The following is a 17424-nucleotide window of genomic DNA, read 5'->3' as shown; positions in this document are numbered from 1 at the left end:
TACCAATTGCTCCTTTTATACTTTTCTACAAAGCTTTATAAAGTAAAAAAAAACTTCAACCATATTAACAATTAAGTTAATTATTGATTGAAGGTATATATATTTATTCTTCCATTGGCAATTTAACTTCAAATACAGTCTTATCATCATCACTATAGGCAGATATTTTTCCACCATAGAATCCTTGCTCTTTTCTGTATCGCTGACTAAAGCTGATATATTATCTGAAGAAGCTTTTGACTGCTCTGCTAATTTTCTTATTTCTTCTGCAACTACTGCAAAGCCCCTGCCTTGTTCCCCTGCCCTTGCTGCTTCTATTGATGCATTTAGGGCTAGAAGGTTAGTTTGTTCAGCAATCTTATTTATTAAATCGGTCATTTCACTTATATTATTAATCTTTTCATCTAAATTGTTAAATTGAAGTATAAGTTCCTTAAAGGCTTCCCTTATTTGGTTTATGGCATCTACCAATTCCTGCATGCTTCTATTACTATCAGATGCCATAGTTCCAACAGTTTCTGAAGATTTTTCAACTCCTTGAATTAATTCAATAATTTCATTGACTTGTTCTCCAAAATTTCCAACTACAGTAGTTATATCTATTAAATCTTCACTTTGGGAGGTTGTCCCCTTTGTTACTTCTTCTATTGCTGTTGAAACATTTCCTGAAGATACTGACATTTCTTCTGCTGTGCTTGCTAAAGTTTCTGCCTTAAGATCTATATCATCTGAAACTTCTTTAACCCTTCTTATAACTGCTGATATTTCCTTTATTGTTTTTGATAAACTTCTCTTCAATAGGGCAAATTCATTATTGTCCTTTGTTTCTAAATCAACTGTAAAATCTCCTGTTGCTAGAACTTCCAATTTATCCTGCATATCTTTTGAAGCAAGTTTGATTATTTTAATAAATTGGTAAGAGAAGAAGGAGAATATAAGAATTATTAGGCCTATTATAGCTAAAAAGCTTACTCTTGAGCTAGTATAAATACTATCACTTTCAGTATAAAGGCTTCCTGCCTTTTCAACATTATAAGTCTTTAACTTGTATAAGGCTTCTTCTGCCTTAGTTGCAACCGCTGACAGATTATTATAATCTTCTTCAGAAACATCCCTTCCTGCAGCTAAGTCTTTATTTATCTTATCCCAATACTTTAAATACTCATCATAATTTGCCTTAAATTCATTTATCTCTTTTAAGTCTTCACTATCCTTAAAGGCACTATTAAATTTCTGAAGATATTTTTGAATATTTTCATTATGCTTAGCTAGACTTTCAGTGTAACTAGTATCATGCTTATACATTTCCTTATGAGCTTCAATTCTCATATTGGCAAATTCGCCCCTAATACCTGCTCCAATTGATAATGGTTCTACGCTTTCAGTATACATGACCTTTATATTTTTATTAATTTGACTTAAGTAAAAATCCCCTACAAAACCAATGATAACTGCAAATATAACTGCTAATAATGATATAGAAAATACACCTTTTGATAACTTTACATTTTTTAATTTATTAATCATAAGCTCCCACCTATTCTATTAAAAGTCTGATAAAAATACTAATTATTATTAAGTTAAGTTTTTATGTTTAGAGGCTTTATTTTCCTACAAACTTTGACAAACTTCCAAATCTTATTTTATTTTCCAAATATTATTTTTTTATTTAATAATAATTATCATTAAATACCCTTTATTATTTTATCACGAATTATATATTTTTCTAGCCTTATTCTATAGAAAGAAAAAATTTTTAATGATTTCAAATATAAAATTATCCTTCTTTTCATAAAGAGAATTTACTTGGTTATAATATGTCATATGTATAAAAAGAATATAAATCTCTTTGACATCTTTATAAAATCTATGTATAATAATTCTTGTAAACGAACTATAATTTAATATTAGCAAAAAATATTCGCATATAGGAGTATGATGATGGATAACGTATTTGATTATGAAGACATTCAACTAATACCAAACAAATGTATAGTAAACAGTCGTTCTGAGTGCGATACATCTATAAACTTTGGCGGAAGAAGCTTTAGACTTCCGGTTGTTCCAGCAAATATGCAGACTATTATAGATGAAAAAATCGCAAGCTTTTTAGCTGAAAACGGATATTTTTATATAATGCACCGTTTCAAACCAGAAACAAGAAAAGACTTTGTAAAAGAAATGAAAGAAAAAGGATTGTTCGCCTCTATTAGTGTTGGGGTTAAGCCAGATGAATATAAATTTATTGAAGAATTAGCAAGGGAAAATCTTGAACCTGAATATATAACAATTGATATTGCTCATGGACACTCTAATTCAGTTATAAATATGATTCAACATATAAAGAAATACTTACCAAATAGCTTTGTAATTGCAGGAAATGTTGGAACTCCAGAAGCAGTAAGGGAATTAGAAAATGCTGGTGCAGATGCAACTAAGGTAGGTATAGGACCTGGAAAGGTATGTATAACTAAAATTAAGACTGGCTTTGGAACAGGCGGCTGGCAGTTAGCTGCCCTTCGTTGGTGCGCAAAGGCTGCAACAAAACCAATTATTGCAGACGGCGGCATTCGTACTCATGGAGATATAGCTAAATCCATTAGATTTGGTGCATCTATGGTTATGATAGGATCACTTTTTGCAGGACATGAAGAATCTCCAGGTGTAACTATTGAAAAGGAAGGAAAGCTTTATAAGGAATACTTTGGTTCTGCTTCCGAATTCCAAAAGGGAGAAAAAAAGAATGTTGAAGGAAAGAAAATGTTTGTAGAATATAAAGGACCTTTAAAGGATACTTTAATAGAAATGGAACAAGACCTTCAATCATCAATTTCTTATGCTGGCGGAAAGAAACTAGATGCAATAAGAACTGTTGATTATGTGATTGTTAAGAATTCCATATTTAATGGAGACAGAATATATTAAAAAAAAGAAAGGTGTGATATAGCAGTCTTCCATAGGAGGCTTTCCTACTATTGTTGTTGGATAAACTGGATTTTTCTTATGAGTTATGCAGGTTACATGGAATACTGGATAATAGTCTGCTAAGGAATAGTAACCTGTATGATCTCCAAAAGGACCCTCTAATCTTAAAGGCTCATTTACATCCACATAGCCCTCTATAATAAATTCTGCATCTGCAGGGACATAAATATCATTTGTTATTGACTTAACCATATTTACTGGCATTTTTCTTAAAAAGCCTGCAAACATCATTTCATCAATCATCTTTGGAAGAGGTGCTGTAGCTGCATAGGTAATAGCTGGATCACAGCCAAGGGCTACTGATATTGGCATCTTTCCTCCAAGCTTTCTGTACTGCTCATAGATTTCCCTTCCATCCTTATGCCAGTGCCAGTGCATTCCTGTTGTATTTTTATCATAGACCTGCATTCTGTACATGCCCATGTTTTGTATCCCTGTCTCTGGGTCCTTGGTTATTACTAAAGGAAGAGTTAAGAATTTTCCTCCATCTTCTGGCCAGCACTTTATAATAGGAAGCTCATTTAAATCTGGATCATGATTTATAACTTCCTGACAGGCTCCCTTTATTGGCAGCTTTATAGGAAAAACAGAGGCCATTCTAGTAAGCTTTGGGATAGATTTAACTGCCTTAACTACTCCCATGTAGCTGCTCATATCCATAAGGTCATTTATAACATCTCCCATGTCATTTAGGCTTTTAACTCCTAGAGCCATAGCCATTCTTTCATAGGTTCCCATGGCATTTATAAGGACTGGATATTTTGAGCCCTTAACCTTCTCAAAAAGAAGAGCCTTGCCATAGCTTTTAGACACTCTGTCTGTTATCTCTGTTATTTCCAGCTCTGGGTCTACTTCAACTTTTACCCTGACCAGCTCCCCCTTCCTTTCTAATTCTTTTATAAATGATTGTAAATCTTTAAAAGACATATTATCCCCCTAAAATTTAAAAATATTGACGCTTCTTTTGTAAAGTTATATATTGTTTTTATCTGTTGTTTATAAAGATCTAATTAATCCTACAGGAGGACCAAAATGATAAACTTAACTAAACAATTTAAAAATAAAGAAATTACTTTGACAGCTCTTTTTATGGGAAAGGACCTTAATGTATCAATTTATGGTGGAGATCTTCCCACATTGGTGCCATTGCTCTTGGAATTCCCCGTCCCAGCCTTGAAGATAAAAATAAAATAAGTTCTTCCGTTTCTCTTTTAACAATAACAGGCCATAAGGAAGATGTTATCGTTCAAAGGCTTGCCAAAGTTTTGTCAAAAAACCTTAACTCTACAGTAGTTGTAAGCTGCGGCATCCATTATGACAATATAACTTTAGAAGATATAGAAGCAATAAACCTGCTTATATCTGATTTAACTGATGAATTAATTAGTAAATTATCCTAATTTTATATAATTTTCCTTTAATCCTTGTTAAAAAATAGTCCATATTTTGTTTTAAACCTATTTATACAAAATTCAATATAAATAACGATAATGATGAAAGAAAATTTGAGTTTTATATACTTATTTTTAAAAAAATGCTTTAATAAATGTTTGAAAGTCATTTATTAAAGCGTTTTCTTTTTTATAATATATAATTCATTTTTTATTATAATTTTCTTTCCTTGTAGTATTTATCAATTCTTAGATCTATGGCATCTTTCATATGCTCTATAAAGGCCTTATCCTTAATAATATCCTTCATATCATCCTGAAGGGCAATTAGGGCTCCTTCTTTAATTTTAAAGAAATCTCCATGAGTATCTAATAAAAATTTAATTGGATTATCCTTGGCTAATTTAATATATCTTTTCCTATCCCAGCTTTCAAAGTCAGCAGTTGACTTATGCCTTAGCATATCAACTTTATTAGAACCCTTATGGTAAAATTCATAGAAGCTTTGATATACCTCTTCTTCATCAATTTCCATCTTTATATTACCTTTATTATAAAAGGCAAGTAAGATAGGCATCTTATAGCTTTTGCTCATACTGGTTGTTTCTATCATATTAATAAATTCTCTACCCCTACTATTATAAAGGGCTTCTTCATTTTCATTTAGGTCATTGTTTTCCTTTAAGAATTCTAAGTAATTATTAAATGGATTTAAATCTGATTTACTTTTTACTGTTGAGTAAATTTCATCATCTAAATTTCTAAAGAATTCAACCCTTCTTGGAGAATAGCCCAATTCTTCTTTAACTCTTAGGTATTCTTCCCTTAAGGCTTCTTTTATTCTCTCTTTAGTATTCATTTTCTTAGAAGCTAACTTTTTAAATAAATCTATTAATCTAAAGTCAAAATCTACTAGGCAATCTTCTGGATACTCCTCTTTCTTAAACTTTCCTTTTTTAACTTCTGTAGAGGAATATGGTTTTCCACTTAGTAAAAAAGATAATATATCTGCTTTTTTGTAGTTTCCTATAAAGTCCAAAACATTTAGGTACTTTTTATCTTTATATTTTCTTAGTCCCCTGCCTAGCTGTTGTAAAAATACAGTTGGGGACTCTGTTGGTCTTAAAAACATTACCATATCTATTGAGGGAATATCTAACCCTTCATTAAACATATCAACTGAAAAGATTACTTTTATTTCACCTTTAGTTAATTTATTTATGGCGTCAGTTCTATTTTCTGAGTATTCTCCATTTTCTCCACTATATACTGCTACTGCCTTTATCCCATGTTCACAAAAATACTTTGCCATATATTCTGCATGCTTTTTTGAAGTACAAAAACCTAAGGCCCTATTTGAAGAATATTTATTATAGTGATTTAAAATTAGTTCTGCCCTTTTATTAATCATTAAGGACTTTTCTAATTCCTTGTCATTATATTTTCCATTCTTAAATTCAACATTGTCGTAATCTACTGTTTCATCATAAATTCCATAATATCTAAAGGGAACAAGATATCCTTTATTTATAGCATCAGTAAGCCTAATTTCGTAAACAGTATTATAGTCACAAAGGGCAAATACATCTTTTGAATCAAGTCTTTCTGGAGTTGCTGTGAGTCCTAGCAGGAATTTAGGGGTAAAATATTCTATAATATTTCTATAATTTTTTGATACTGCATGATGAAACTCATCTATTATTATGTAATCAAAATAATCCCTGCTAAAATAACCTTCATTTAAGTATTCAGCCTTTCCTAAAGTTTGTACCAAAGCAAAGGTCATAGACTTACCTCTATCTTTTATATCCCTATAAAAAAATCCAATATCATCGCTCTTTCTTACATTTCTAAAGCTTTCTGCAGCCTGCTTAATTATTTCTTCCCTATGGGCTACAAATAAAATTTTATTATACTTTTTAGAATCAAAGGCAGCTAAATAAGTTTTACCAACTCCTGTTGCAGCAACAACTAAGGCCTTATCAAAACCTTCTTCACGGGAATTTTTTAAGGCATATAAGGCTTCAACTTGTGCCCCCCTAGGCTCAAATAATTCTATAACCTTGTTCTCTTTAGAATCCTTATCTTCTTCTTCTGCTTCTTCTATGTCCTTGTAAACCTTAGGACTTTTCCAGGTCCTTGAATATTCTTTCATAACTTCATCATTAATTATTTGAGAATGGTTATAAAACAAGTCCTCAAAGGTAGTGTAAAAGTCATTAAAATCTCTAGGGTTTTGGGACTTTAAAAATCTATAATTCCATTCAATAGAATCCGTTAAGGCCCCACGTGATATATTAGAAGATCCTACGTAAATTTCACTATCATATTTATTATGGAACATATAGGATTTTGGATGAAAGGATTTATTGGGTACATTATAAAACCTTAAATCAATCTTGTCCTTTAATTCCCCCTTAAGAAGATATAAGGCTGAGGGCTGGGTTATTTTTAAATAGTTTCCTGTTAGGATTCTAATTTTTACTCCCCTGGAAACTGCTTCTTTTAAATCATTTATAATAAGTTTTACTCCAGATTCCATTAAAAAAGATACAATAATATCAATGACTTCTGCTTTTTTGAAGCTTTGTTTCAAGCTATAATATAAATGCTTATTGTCTCCAGTTATGGCATTAGAATAGGTACCTTCATTTAAAACAGGACCCTTTATGCTTATATCTAATTTTTCTCCTATTTGCTCTATATCTTTTATCTTTTGATAATTTTTATTATTAACAGCCTTCATATCTCTCACCTTTAACTAAAATTATTTTACAGCTTTAAGTACTATTCCTTCTTTAAAGCCTCCTCTTTCTTCTCTTTTCTTATCTCTCATCTTTAAAAGGTCTTCCTCACTATAGCCTAGTACATGAGCAAGTCCAAATAAAACTTCCATAATATCTGCAAGTTCTTCTAAATTCTTATCTTCTAAAAATTCTCCAACCTCTTCTTGAAGTTTATTTTCTAAAAGGCTATATCTTTCTTCCTTAGGCGCAATTTCTATTTCACATTCTTTCCCACTTGCCTTAATTATTTCAGGAATCTTATCTCTTACTAGTTTGTTGTATTTTTTCATTTGCTACTCCCCCTTTTGCTTAATTTATTCTAAGCTTATTAATTTGGATATTCATTCTCTAATGGTTCTCTAGAATATTCCTTTAAATTATACAATACCGCTCCATAATCTTTATAATTTTTTCTTGCTTCAATTAATGTTAAGCCATGATTTAAATCACTTGTTTCATTATCACTTTTAAGAAACAAATCTATTTCCCACAAACATACTGGGCATACATAAGAAAGTGCATCTCCATTATTGGGAATAGTAATAAATCCACAACAAGGACATGGTGAATTTCCCTTTACATAAACTTCATCATTAGATTGGTTACTTATTATTTCCCTACTTTTTACTTCTGGCAAATACTTATATTCTTTTTTACTCATAAATAAATCACCTATTCTTTAATAAAAGTAAAAGCTATATTTTTTGAACGGCAAATTCCCAAGCTATTTTCTCATCTCCATATCTCATCATACTTTCTTCAGTGCAGTGCTTAATTTCAAATTCTTTAAAGTAATATTCTATATCTTCCCTATCAAAAAATCTCTTATATCCACTTTCAGTTAAGTAAAAATGCTTTTCTATTTTTTGCCCAGTTAAAGCTCCGTAGTTTTTGTCATTAACTGAATTAAGCCTGCCTATTAAATAGCCCTTAGGCTTTAGAACCCTCTTTATTTCTTGGATAATCTTTTTAGTAGCAGCATCGTTAAAGTAATGTAGAGATAAATCAGCTATGATAACTGAAGCACTTTCATCTTCAAAGGGAAGTTTTTGAGTTAAATCAAGCTGACTTGTTTCTGAATTAGCTATGTATTTTCTTACTATTTTTAAGGCTTCTTCTGAATAGTCACAGGATAGGACCTTGTAATTTCTTTCTATTAAATATAAAGTGTCTCCCCCTGAGCCACAGCCTAGATCTATTATGGTGCTGTCTTTGTTGGCTTTTAGTATGGGTTCGTATTTGTTTAGCCAGAGGTCGTAGCTTGGTGGCTTGTTGTTTAGGGTTTGGTAGATGGTGTTCCAGTAGGTTTGCATGTTGCTCTCTCCTTATAAGTATATATATTGATTATACAATATTTAGATTAGTGATAGAGTTTATTTCTGTGAAGATAAATTATTGATAAAATAAATAGTTTTACAAGTAATTAAAAAATGAATTCTTCACAGAATAGGTGGAAATATTAGTGAATAACTTAATACGAAAGATTAAAAAACGTTTATTTATTGAACCTTCTCCTTTAATTTGTGCTACAGTTTCATTAAGATTTTTAATAACTACCGATTCTTTACCTTCATTATTCTAATTCTAATAAGTCTACTGCTGCTTATTCATCAAAATATATTATTTTCCAAACTTCTGATTCCATTTTTCACTATATGTTTTTCTTCTTTTTAATAGATTATGTTAATATCAGTTCATAATTTATATTCTATAATCCTACTATTAATTCTATCTTTTTCAAACAAATTATTTACAAATTGCACAATTTAGATCTTTTCTCTAAAATGATGTTTTATTAAATTTAATAACATTTGATATTTTAACAATATTAAATGAATTAATAATTACACAAGCTTATTTGTAGCAAAATTATTATTTTCTTTAAATATAATATAAATAATATACAAATCTATAATTTTATTTTTATTTTTTCAATATTTATTTTACTAATCTATGTTATTATATAATAGTTCTGGTACTAACTTAAATTCTTCACTATATTCATCAAATGTCATCTTTAATAAGTCACAACCGATACTCTTAGCTATTTCTATAAGCTGTGTTTTATAAATCTCATCACAATTATACCCAATATATATTGCATCTACTTTTAATCCTACCTCTGTTAAATTTATTAATTTACCTTCTTGATTATTTAAATTACTATTAATATATAATAATCTATATTCCTTTTCATCTTTCCACATATTATGCTTACAAGTAAATGAACTATATAAAAAGCCAAAATACTTATAAAATCCTTCTGATGGCTTCTCTAGCTTATTAATATATGCTTCCATTATTTCTTTAATAATATTAGCTACAATTACTCCACTTTTACTTCTAACAGGTTCATACATTACTGGGAAAATTAATTGTGGATTTAAAACAGAATATTTTACACAATAACCCTTATGATTATTTGCATAATGTGCCCACATAGGCATATTATTGTCAATATCTGAACTAAAACAAGATATAAGTGTAGCATTTCTAAAATATTCTAAATATTTTTCTATCTCTTCTGAATTCCATCCTGTTCCTTTAAGCCTTTCCCTATCGATAGTTAGCATTTTTAATTCAAATAGATCATTAAACTTTTTATAATTAGAAAGCCATAACATATTATCTCTTAGCGAATTTAATCTCTTTTTATTTTTCTTATAATACGCTACATATCTATCATCTAATAATGATACATATTTATATAAAATTTTAGGTATAAATTTATTTTTATAATCTATTGCCTCTTCTAAACTTATATTTAACTTATCAAAATATTTTTTTATATCCATAGTATTACTATTTCCCATATTAATCCCCCCCCCCTTTTATACTATATAAAATTATTACTATTTCATTAATTACTCTCTATAGTCTTTCTGATATTCTATGAATTACTGAAAACTTTATATGTTACAAGAAAAACAACCTATTATCTAATACACCTGATGGAATAAAATCAATAGCTTTACATATCTTATCTGCATACCCTACAGTTATAGGTAATCTTAAAGCTTTGGTAGATCCAACATGGACATTTGCTAAAAAATATATTTGTTTCAGAATTGTCATCATTTCAGCTTTTCCATATATTTTTTCAATTTTTAATGGTCTAGGTGAACCTAAATTTTCTCGAATATCCGTAGTTATTAAATATGCTTTGTCTTCTTTTAATATATAACTTCCGGCTTTTGGATTTTTTACCTCTCCATTTTTAATCTCAGCTATTTTTAGTGGTATATTCTTCTTTATTTCAACTATAGTAAAATCTATTGATTTTTTATCAAAATAATTTTTATACCAATCTAAATCCTCTCTAGAAAATCCATCCCTATGAATCATAATATTTTTAGGATATCTACCGTATTTTTCTTCATAAGATAATAAAATTTTATCAAATATTTCTTGTAATATTTCAGTTTGAATAATCTCACCACTTTGAGGTATTGTAGGCTTGTAATAATTAATAAGCTCACCATACTTATCAAAAACAACCGAACAAGCTGGATTATGTATTCCTTTTTCTCTTGTTCCAACATCTAAACCAATAAAACAATCAATATCCCCTGGCATGTTTGAAATTCCCCAGGGAACTCCTCCTATTTTTCCAAGAATACCAAGAGCAATATTATGTAAATAATACAATTCTGTTTTGCTTGTAGAATTTACAAATCTTTCTGCAGTTTTTAAAGAAACCATTTGAGATGGTATTCCAAGTTCAGCCCATACTCTTTTAAAAGGATTATATGGATTTTCATTTTCATCATCTTCAATATTTGGAATTATTGCAATAATAAAACTTAGACTACTATATTCCTTAAGTCTCAAAGCAGCTTTTTTATAATCTATTATATCTCCTGCTTTATATTCCTCATATATACATTCTTTTTTATCAAAATTTAAATATAATAAATTCTTTTTAATATACTTATTTTCCTCTTTATGATATTTTCCTTCCTTTAAAAAATCGAATATTGCTCTAATAGTTTTTTGAGTTTCAATTTCTTCTCCTTCAGGATATATAACCCCAAAGTTTACTTTTTGTTTTGAAATTTTATAAAATCCCTTACTAAAAACATTAATCTTATTTTTAATAATTCCATTAGCACTTAATAATATTGGTTCTTCAATAATTCCCTTACTATAGCCTAATTTAGAGACATCATCAAAATAAGAAGCTATAAATTTGATATCATTTAATTCCTTTATACTTCCTATATCATTTATAAAAGATTTTAAAGTTACATATCTATAACTCATTTCCATTTTTAACAAAGGTTCTATTTTTATAGAGAAATTAGGGGCATATTTTTTCAAATATTCTCTAGTAATAATTGGTTCTAAAGAATGGGGAATAAATTCATAAATCTTTTTTCCTGTTTTAACTTTTATAACATTAGCATTCTTATCTTCCTCTGTAAATTGATTTACTCTATAAGCTTGGTTCATATTTTTATAATACTCTATTAAATTCACTCCTAGTTCAGGTGATACTTCACCTACCCTTCTATCAGAAATTTCTACAATTTCACCAGTTCCTTTAATATTACTCCACTTATTCTTAACTGTTAATCCAATTATATCTTTCTTTTCGTTAATAAAATCAAAAATAGTTTTTTGGGTTGAAAAATCTGATGAACAACTAATATATAAAATTACTTCACCATTTTTCAAAACTTCAGGGTTAATCTTAAATTTTCTTTTGAAATATATCCCATTTTGAGTTTGATATTTTTCAGATAAATCTCTATCTATTATAGTATTACATATTATCTCATCCGTATATTTTGTAATATATTTCTTATACCCAAACTTATTCCTTACTTGTCTTAAAGAATTGTTTATATAATAAATTACAACTTCTTTATAAATATCTAAATTATTTTCAATTCCTAACTCTGTTGATTTATTAAAATTGATCTCCATATTATCCATCTTTGGAATACTAAGCTTTTCTAAAGCATATAACTTGTGATTTTTAACAAATACTGCTTTAAAATTATTATATGAATGCATTTTGTATCTAGCTTGTCCTAAAATCTTATAAATATTGTCTATTTCACATTTTGGTACAATAGAATATTCATAAAATTTTAAAGGTTTTATATAACCTATTCCTTTAAAAGCTTCTATTGTTAAATTTTCCACATTTTCTCCTCCAAATCTAATTGAATTATACTATTTTATTCATTTTTTACTCAATTTTACCTAATAAAATATTAAATTTCAATATTTTCTATATAAACCTTATATATTTATTAAAACCTAAAAATTACAGTAGTTAAATCGTTGGAGATGAGAAAAATAAATATTGGACACAAACCCTTCAAAATAATCAAAAGAATAAGTTTTATAATCCAATATGGCAAAATAAAAGTCATATAAGCACATTAAAATCTACTTTAGAAATTGATAGGATAATTTTTATAAATTTTTTATTATATTTAGTGAGCATTATACTCTTAAAAAATTAATCTAATTTCTTCTAATGCAAAGGTAATAAAAAGAAAGCAATTAAGGAAGATATGAATAATTCCTTTACTTTAATGTCAAAGGAAGAAATAGATAAATTATATATAAAGTTGTAAGCTTACACCCATGCTAATGATTTTATTAAAAAAGTTCATGTAGAAAATATAAAGGCTAAAAGATTGTAATTTATCTTTTAGCCTTTTTTAATTCAATCTAAAATTAGCTCTAAAAATTATTAAATAATCTATTTATATACTTATACTTTCATTTAATATACTTTCCAATATTCCTTCTTCTATCATATTTAAATTTAATAAATATTTATTATGTTCAAAAGTTTCCTGTAAAGATTTACTTGCTGCAAGCCATCCTTTTCCATCAGTAATCCAAATAAATTCATAACCATCAGAAATTATTAAATCATATAATGTTTTATATTCCCCTGCTGTCGCTTTTAACTTTGAACCTCCACCACTATAATAATTTGTTTCTATTAAGAACAGTTTATTATTTGTTTTAATTGCAAAATCAAATCTTCTACTAGCCTTATCAACCTTAACATTTAAATTCCACTTTTCTTTAATTCTATTAGGGGTAGCTTGTACAATATATTCGTAATTATATTTATTACATAAATCTTTTATAAATAGCTCAACTAAATTTTCCATGCTAGTTCCTGAACGATTTTTTCTACCATTACTATCAAGCCCAACCTCTACTCCTAGTACATAATCTACTAAATTTTTAACTTTCTTATTTTTAATAATATCCAATATCCCTGTATTTTTAGTAAATTCTACAATTCTATCTATATCATTCTCTGATAAATCAACAGTATTAGAGAAATCATATTTTTCAATATCAAACTTTATTTCATTATCATCAATTGGTTTTAATATTTGAAAACAACTCTCTCTACTTGCTAGTAATATAGGAATAGCTTTTATAATATCTGGATACTTTTTTAATAAACTTTTAAATTCCTCTTCAACCTTCTCTTTTCCAAGTAAATAATTTAATAAGTTTAAACTCATTTCTACTTCTGATAAATTTTTATAAACTTTTTTCCATTTTACAAAATAATCCCATCCACTTATGCTATCTTTTAAACTACTCATGAAGTATTTAAATGTTTCTTCTGATTTATTATAATCAATTCTTTTTTTATCTAAATTCATCCCAAATCCCCTCTTTACTTATATATTTTTGTCTATACTATAAATAGAAGTATATAATTTTATTTTAATAATTAGTTATTAACAATTCTGTTATCTTCCCTCTTTTACTTGCGTCTGAATTAATATTTCTTTTTGCATAAACTCTCTTTATATTAAATTCAGAATATAAATCATCAAAAAAATTATCATTCTCATCTAAATTTTTAGGATCCGAATTACTTAACATTATTTTGGCTCCTCTATCACTCATCTCTTTATAAAAATCTCTTAATAATATTTGTGATTCATCATTAAAAGAACTTTTATTATAAGACGTAAATCCCCCTTTTGTTACTGGTCTATATGGTGGATCAAAATATACAAATGTATTATTATTTATATATTCATCAACTTCATAAAAATTCTTATTTAAAATTTTAACTTTAAATTCCCCATTTTTATTTTTCATATTTAGGAATTTAGAAATATTCATTAACAATTCTTCATCAAAAAAACTTGGATTTTTATACTTTCCAAAGGGTACATTAAATTCTCCTTTTGAATTCTCTCTATATAATCCATTAAAACATGTTTTATTTAAAAATATAAAATAAGTAGCTAATTGTAATTTATTACAATCTAAGGAATTAAACTTATTTCTGATTTCATAAAATAGTTTTTCCCTTTCTTCCATTTCTAAGTTTAAATATATATTCTTAAGCTTCTTTATTTCTTCTATTAATTTTTCAGGATTATCTCTAATAACTTCATATAAATTTATCAACTTAGAATTTATATCATTTATTATGTATTCTTCAAAATAATCATTTTCTAAGAAATAAAAAAACACTGAACCAGCACCAACAAAAGGCTCCACGTATCTTTTAATGTCTTTTATATTTTCAGGTAAATCACTCACTATTTCATCTAAAAGCTGTGTCTTTCCACCAGCCCATTTTAAGAAGGGCTTAATACTAGATTTCATTGTTATCACTCCTAAATTAATCTAACTACTCCATTATGTAATTAGATTTTCTATTTCTTTTATTCTTTTGTTTGTAATTTCTAGATATTCCTCTTCTTTATCTATTCCTATAAAAACTCTATTATTTTCTATAGCAACAACTCCAGTTGATCCTGAACCACAAAAGGGATCTAAAATTATATCACCTTCATTTGTACTTGATAATATACATCTATATAACAGTTCTTTTGGTTTTTGAGTTGGATGATATCCATGTTTCTTTTCCCTTTTCGGAGTTGTTGATATTTCCCATACACTTCTCATTTGTTTTCCACCATTCATTTCTTTCATCAAATAATAGTTAAAAGTATGTTTTGCTTTCTTATTCTTTTTTACCCAAAGTAATGTCTCTTGACTTGCTGTAAAACATCTACAACCTAAATTAGGGGCAGCATTTGGTTTTACCCAAGTTACTTCATTTATTATGTAATATCCTAACTTTTGTAATGCAAAGGCAATTGAATGGATAATGTGATATGTTCCTGATATCCACATAGTTCCATTATCTTTTAAAACTCTATCACATGCCTTTAACCATTTCATATTAAATTTATAATCAAGTTCAACTCCTAAAGATTTATCCCACTCCCCTTTATTAACACTTTCCATTTTTCCAGATTTGCATGTTATTCCATCATTACTAAGTTTATAAGGTGGATCCGCGAATATCATATCTATTGATTTACTTTCCATTTTCTTTAATTCCTTAATACAATCCCCCAATAATAACTTGTAGTTTTTTTCATCTATGTATTTCATAATTAACCGCCTTTATAGTTAATACTCATACTCTTTATTATAAAGAAATTTATCAATAAATCCAATTTAAAAGATATTATTTAAAGAAAATAAATATATATTCATGAGCTAATAGATAAAAGTTTCTTTTTAAACTTATTTCCTCCCAATATTTTGTAGAACTACAATTATGCTGTTCTTTTATTATTATCTCCTTAAGATTAAAACCTTCATTTATAAATAATTGCATAACATTAAATCCTAATGGAATAACACGACCATTTTTTCTTATATCCCCCATCATAATTGCACAATACTTCCTTTTTTTTAATACTCGAAATGCTTCTTTTGAAACCTCCTTCATACTTTCATAAAATTCATCTAAATTTAGCAATGATAAGTCATCTTCTAAATCCTTACTGTATTTTATAATATTTGAATATGGGGGATGAGTACAAATTAAGTCTATACTCTCACTTTCAATAACATCTAAATTTCTAGCACTAGCCTTGATTAATTTTATATCTTTATCACCTTTAATTGAATAAATTCTATTTTTAGATATCTTTAAAGCCTCATCATTTATATCTATTCCAATAGCTCTTCTATTTAATAACTTTGCTTCAATAAGAGTAGTTCCACTACCTAAAAATTGATCTAATATTAGATCATTTTCTTTTGAATATCTTAATATAAGATTTCTAGGCACATATGGACTCCAATTGCCTGGATAATCTCCTTTATGAGTTTCCCAGTTTCCCCTATTTTTAAAACTCCATATTGATTTGGTTTCAAGATTAAATTCTCTATACATTTTATCACTTCCCTATGAAGGAATTTTGGTCAAAATTTCTTTGATTTATTCTTTTCTACATTACTTTCATTTATAATATGCTTAGACAAGCTTTTATATATTTCATTTAAAGGGGGAATTTTTTTGGCTAAAAATATATATTGTGGGGGAAAACAAACAAATATTAATGGACTAAAATTTGAACAAGAAACAGATTTACAAGATGCCTTATCAAATATACCGGGTTATGAAATTATAAATAATGTAATATATTATAATGGTTAATTATAATCTCATCATGTTTATCCTTATATTCATATCCAAAAACTTCACAAATCTTCTTCCAAAAAGAAGTATAAATTTTATTAACTAATAAGGCACGTGCTTCTTTAAGATACTTTGCCTCTTCAATATTAGGTACTTGAATCTCTTTCAAATATTGATTATTTAGATGTTTCTTTAGCATCTCATTAACAATTTTTCTTGATACATAGTTTGCAGGTTCTTCAAAATTTTTAACTATCCCAAGATACCAGCTCCTAAATTTTAAGTATTATTATTTATCATATTATACTTAATTATTTTAGTTACTGGTTATTTTTAAATATCTTAAAATTAAAGAATATTATTTTTTAGAATATCCTTTATCCCCCCAACATCCCCCTCAGCTTCTCCTTATTCTCCTCCGCCTTAATCTTCCTTATACTTGGATTTTTATTTTCTATGTTTATGCACATTTCTATAAGCCTATCAACAATTCTTTCCCCATATCTTTCCTTTAGCTGGCCAAGGGAATAGTTGCTTGTAACTATGGTTGGCAGTTTCTTTCTGTACCTGCTGTCTAGGATGGTGTAGATTTTTGATAGGCTCCATTCTGTCCCTTGTTCTGTGCCTAGGTCGTCAATTACTAGAAGACCTAGTCCCTCTTCCTTGATCTTTTTAAAGTTTTCTGCATATGTTAATGTCAATATTATTTTTAACAAATTTGCAAATATAACTTTTAACACTTTTGACTAATTATTTTTTGGAATTATTAGTGAATATTTTATCTTTAACTCTATAAGATTTACCTGTT

General features: G+C 27.8%; 18 protein-coding genes. 5 read left to right on the top strand and 13 right to left on the bottom strand.

The window, feature by feature from the left end; all coding sequences use genetic code 11:
* Window positions 1–15 precede the first annotated feature (15 nt).
* Entirely contained in the window at window positions 16–1527 is a 1512-nt protein-coding gene (locus tag KQI16_RS05470) for a methyl-accepting chemotaxis protein (RefSeq protein WP_216432691.1), read from the bottom strand.
* Between the two features lie 414 nt (window positions 1528–1941).
* Here KQI16_RS05470 and guaC point away from each other — a divergent pair, with 414 nt between their 5' ends.
* Entirely contained in the window at window positions 1942–2925 is a 984-nt protein-coding gene (gene guaC / locus KQI16_RS05465) for a GMP reductase (protein WP_286172894.1), read from the top strand.
* Here guaC and KQI16_RS05460 read toward each other — a convergent pair.
* Window positions 2854–3912: a UbiD family decarboxylase gene (locus KQI16_RS05460; RefSeq protein WP_216432689.1), complete on the bottom strand. Its 1059-nt coding sequence runs from the start codon at window positions 3910–3912 to the stop codon at window positions 2854–2856. The genes guaC and KQI16_RS05460 overlap by 72 nt on opposite strands.
* A gap of 105 nt (window positions 3913–4017) precedes the next feature.
* Here KQI16_RS05460 and KQI16_RS05455 point away from each other — a divergent pair, with 105 nt between their 5' ends.
* Window positions 4018–4179 carry a hypothetical protein gene (locus KQI16_RS05455; RefSeq protein ID WP_216432688.1) on the top strand — a complete coding sequence of 54 codons (162 nt, stop codon included), beginning with the start codon at window positions 4018–4020 and terminating at the stop codon, window positions 4177–4179.
* A complete protein-coding gene (locus KQI16_RS13215) occupies window positions 4122–4385 on the top strand; it encodes a hypothetical protein (protein WP_330654142.1) in 264 nt (87 codons plus the stop codon). Before KQI16_RS05455 ends, KQI16_RS13215 begins: the two co-directional genes overlap by 58 nt.
* 205 nt (window positions 4386–4590) lie before the next feature.
* Here the strand turns inward: KQI16_RS13215 and KQI16_RS05450 are convergent, their stop codons facing one another.
* The 6 genes from KQI16_RS05450 to KQI16_RS13210 all read right to left on the bottom strand — a co-directional run bounded on the left by KQI16_RS05450 (window position 4591) and on the right by KQI16_RS13210 (window position 12313).
* The gene (locus KQI16_RS05450) at window positions 4591–7122 is read right to left on the bottom strand and encodes a DEAD/DEAH box helicase family protein (RefSeq protein WP_216432687.1); all 2532 of its coding nucleotides are present in this window, start codon (window positions 7120–7122) and stop codon (window positions 4591–4593) included.
* 21 nt (window positions 7123–7143) lie between these two features.
* Window positions 7144–7452, bottom strand: a complete 309-nt coding sequence (locus tag KQI16_RS05445) for a nucleoside triphosphate pyrophosphohydrolase (RefSeq protein WP_216432686.1) — start codon at window positions 7450–7452, stop codon at window positions 7144–7146.
* A gap of 38 nt (window positions 7453–7490) precedes the next feature.
* Window positions 7491–7823: a CPCC family cysteine-rich protein gene (locus tag KQI16_RS05440; RefSeq protein ID WP_216432685.1), complete on the bottom strand. Its 333-nt coding sequence runs from the start codon at window positions 7821–7823 to the stop codon at window positions 7491–7493.
* 34 nt (window positions 7824–7857) lie between these two features.
* On the bottom strand, window positions 7858–8475 hold the full coding sequence (locus KQI16_RS05435) for a class I SAM-dependent methyltransferase (protein WP_216432684.1): 618 nt from the start codon (window positions 8473–8475) through the stop codon (window positions 7858–7860).
* Between the two features lie 633 nt (window positions 8476–9108).
* On the bottom strand, window positions 9109–9975 hold the full coding sequence (locus KQI16_RS05430) for a DUF2971 domain-containing protein (protein ID WP_216432683.1): 867 nt from the start codon (window positions 9973–9975) through the stop codon (window positions 9109–9111).
* A 103-nt stretch (window positions 9976–10078) separates the two neighbouring features.
* Window positions 10079–12313 carry a Piwi domain-containing protein gene (locus KQI16_RS13210; RefSeq protein ID WP_216432682.1) on the bottom strand — a complete coding sequence of 745 codons (2235 nt, stop codon included), beginning with the start codon at window positions 12311–12313 and terminating at the stop codon, window positions 10079–10081.
* A gap of 137 nt (window positions 12314–12450) precedes the next feature.
* On the opposite strand from KQI16_RS13210, the gene KQI16_RS13290 reads away from it, so the two are divergent.
* Complete coding sequence (locus tag KQI16_RS13290) at window positions 12451–12639, top strand: NERD domain-containing protein (RefSeq protein WP_119866616.1); 189 nt, start codon at window positions 12451–12453, stop codon at window positions 12637–12639.
* Window positions 12640–12885: 246 nt separating this feature from the next.
* On the opposite strand, the gene KQI16_RS05415 is transcribed toward KQI16_RS13290, so the two are convergent.
* From KQI16_RS05415 to KQI16_RS05400, 4 genes are all read right to left on the bottom strand, one after another.
* A complete protein-coding gene (locus tag KQI16_RS05415) occupies window positions 12886–13815 on the bottom strand; it encodes a type II restriction endonuclease (RefSeq protein WP_216432681.1) in 930 nt (309 codons plus the stop codon).
* A gap of 64 nt (window positions 13816–13879) precedes the next feature.
* Window positions 13880–14779 carry a DNA adenine methylase gene (locus KQI16_RS05410; RefSeq protein ID WP_216432680.1) on the bottom strand — a complete coding sequence of 300 codons (900 nt, stop codon included), beginning with the start codon at window positions 14777–14779 and terminating at the stop codon, window positions 13880–13882.
* 33 nt (window positions 14780–14812) lie between these two features.
* Window positions 14813–15577 (bottom strand): DNA-methyltransferase, encoded by a 765-nt coding sequence (locus KQI16_RS05405; protein WP_119866039.1) that lies wholly within the window; start codon window positions 15575–15577, stop codon window positions 14813–14815.
* Between the two features lie 76 nt (window positions 15578–15653).
* Window positions 15654–16370, bottom strand: a complete 717-nt coding sequence (locus tag KQI16_RS05400) for a TRM11 family SAM-dependent methyltransferase (RefSeq protein WP_216432679.1) — start codon at window positions 16368–16370, stop codon at window positions 15654–15656.
* A 123-nt stretch (window positions 16371–16493) separates the two neighbouring features.
* Here KQI16_RS05400 and KQI16_RS05395 point away from each other — a divergent pair, with 123 nt between their 5' ends.
* Window positions 16494–16634: a hypothetical protein gene (locus KQI16_RS05395; protein ID WP_216432678.1), complete on the top strand. Its 141-nt coding sequence runs from the start codon at window positions 16494–16496 to the stop codon at window positions 16632–16634.
* A 359-nt stretch (window positions 16635–16993) separates the two neighbouring features.
* On the opposite strand, the gene KQI16_RS05390 is transcribed toward KQI16_RS05395, so the two are convergent.
* Window positions 16994–17356: an ATP-binding protein gene (locus KQI16_RS05390; protein ID WP_216432677.1), complete on the bottom strand. Its 363-nt coding sequence runs from the start codon at window positions 17354–17356 to the stop codon at window positions 16994–16996.
* Between the last annotated feature and the right edge of the window lie 68 nt (window positions 17357–17424).

Source organism: Caproiciproducens sp. MSJ-32 (assembly GCF_018918055.1).
In the GTDB taxonomy this organism is placed as follows: Bacteria; Bacillota; Clostridia; order Clostridiales; family Clostridiaceae; genus Clostridium.
This window is presented reverse-complemented; position numbering and strand designations above follow the sequence as displayed.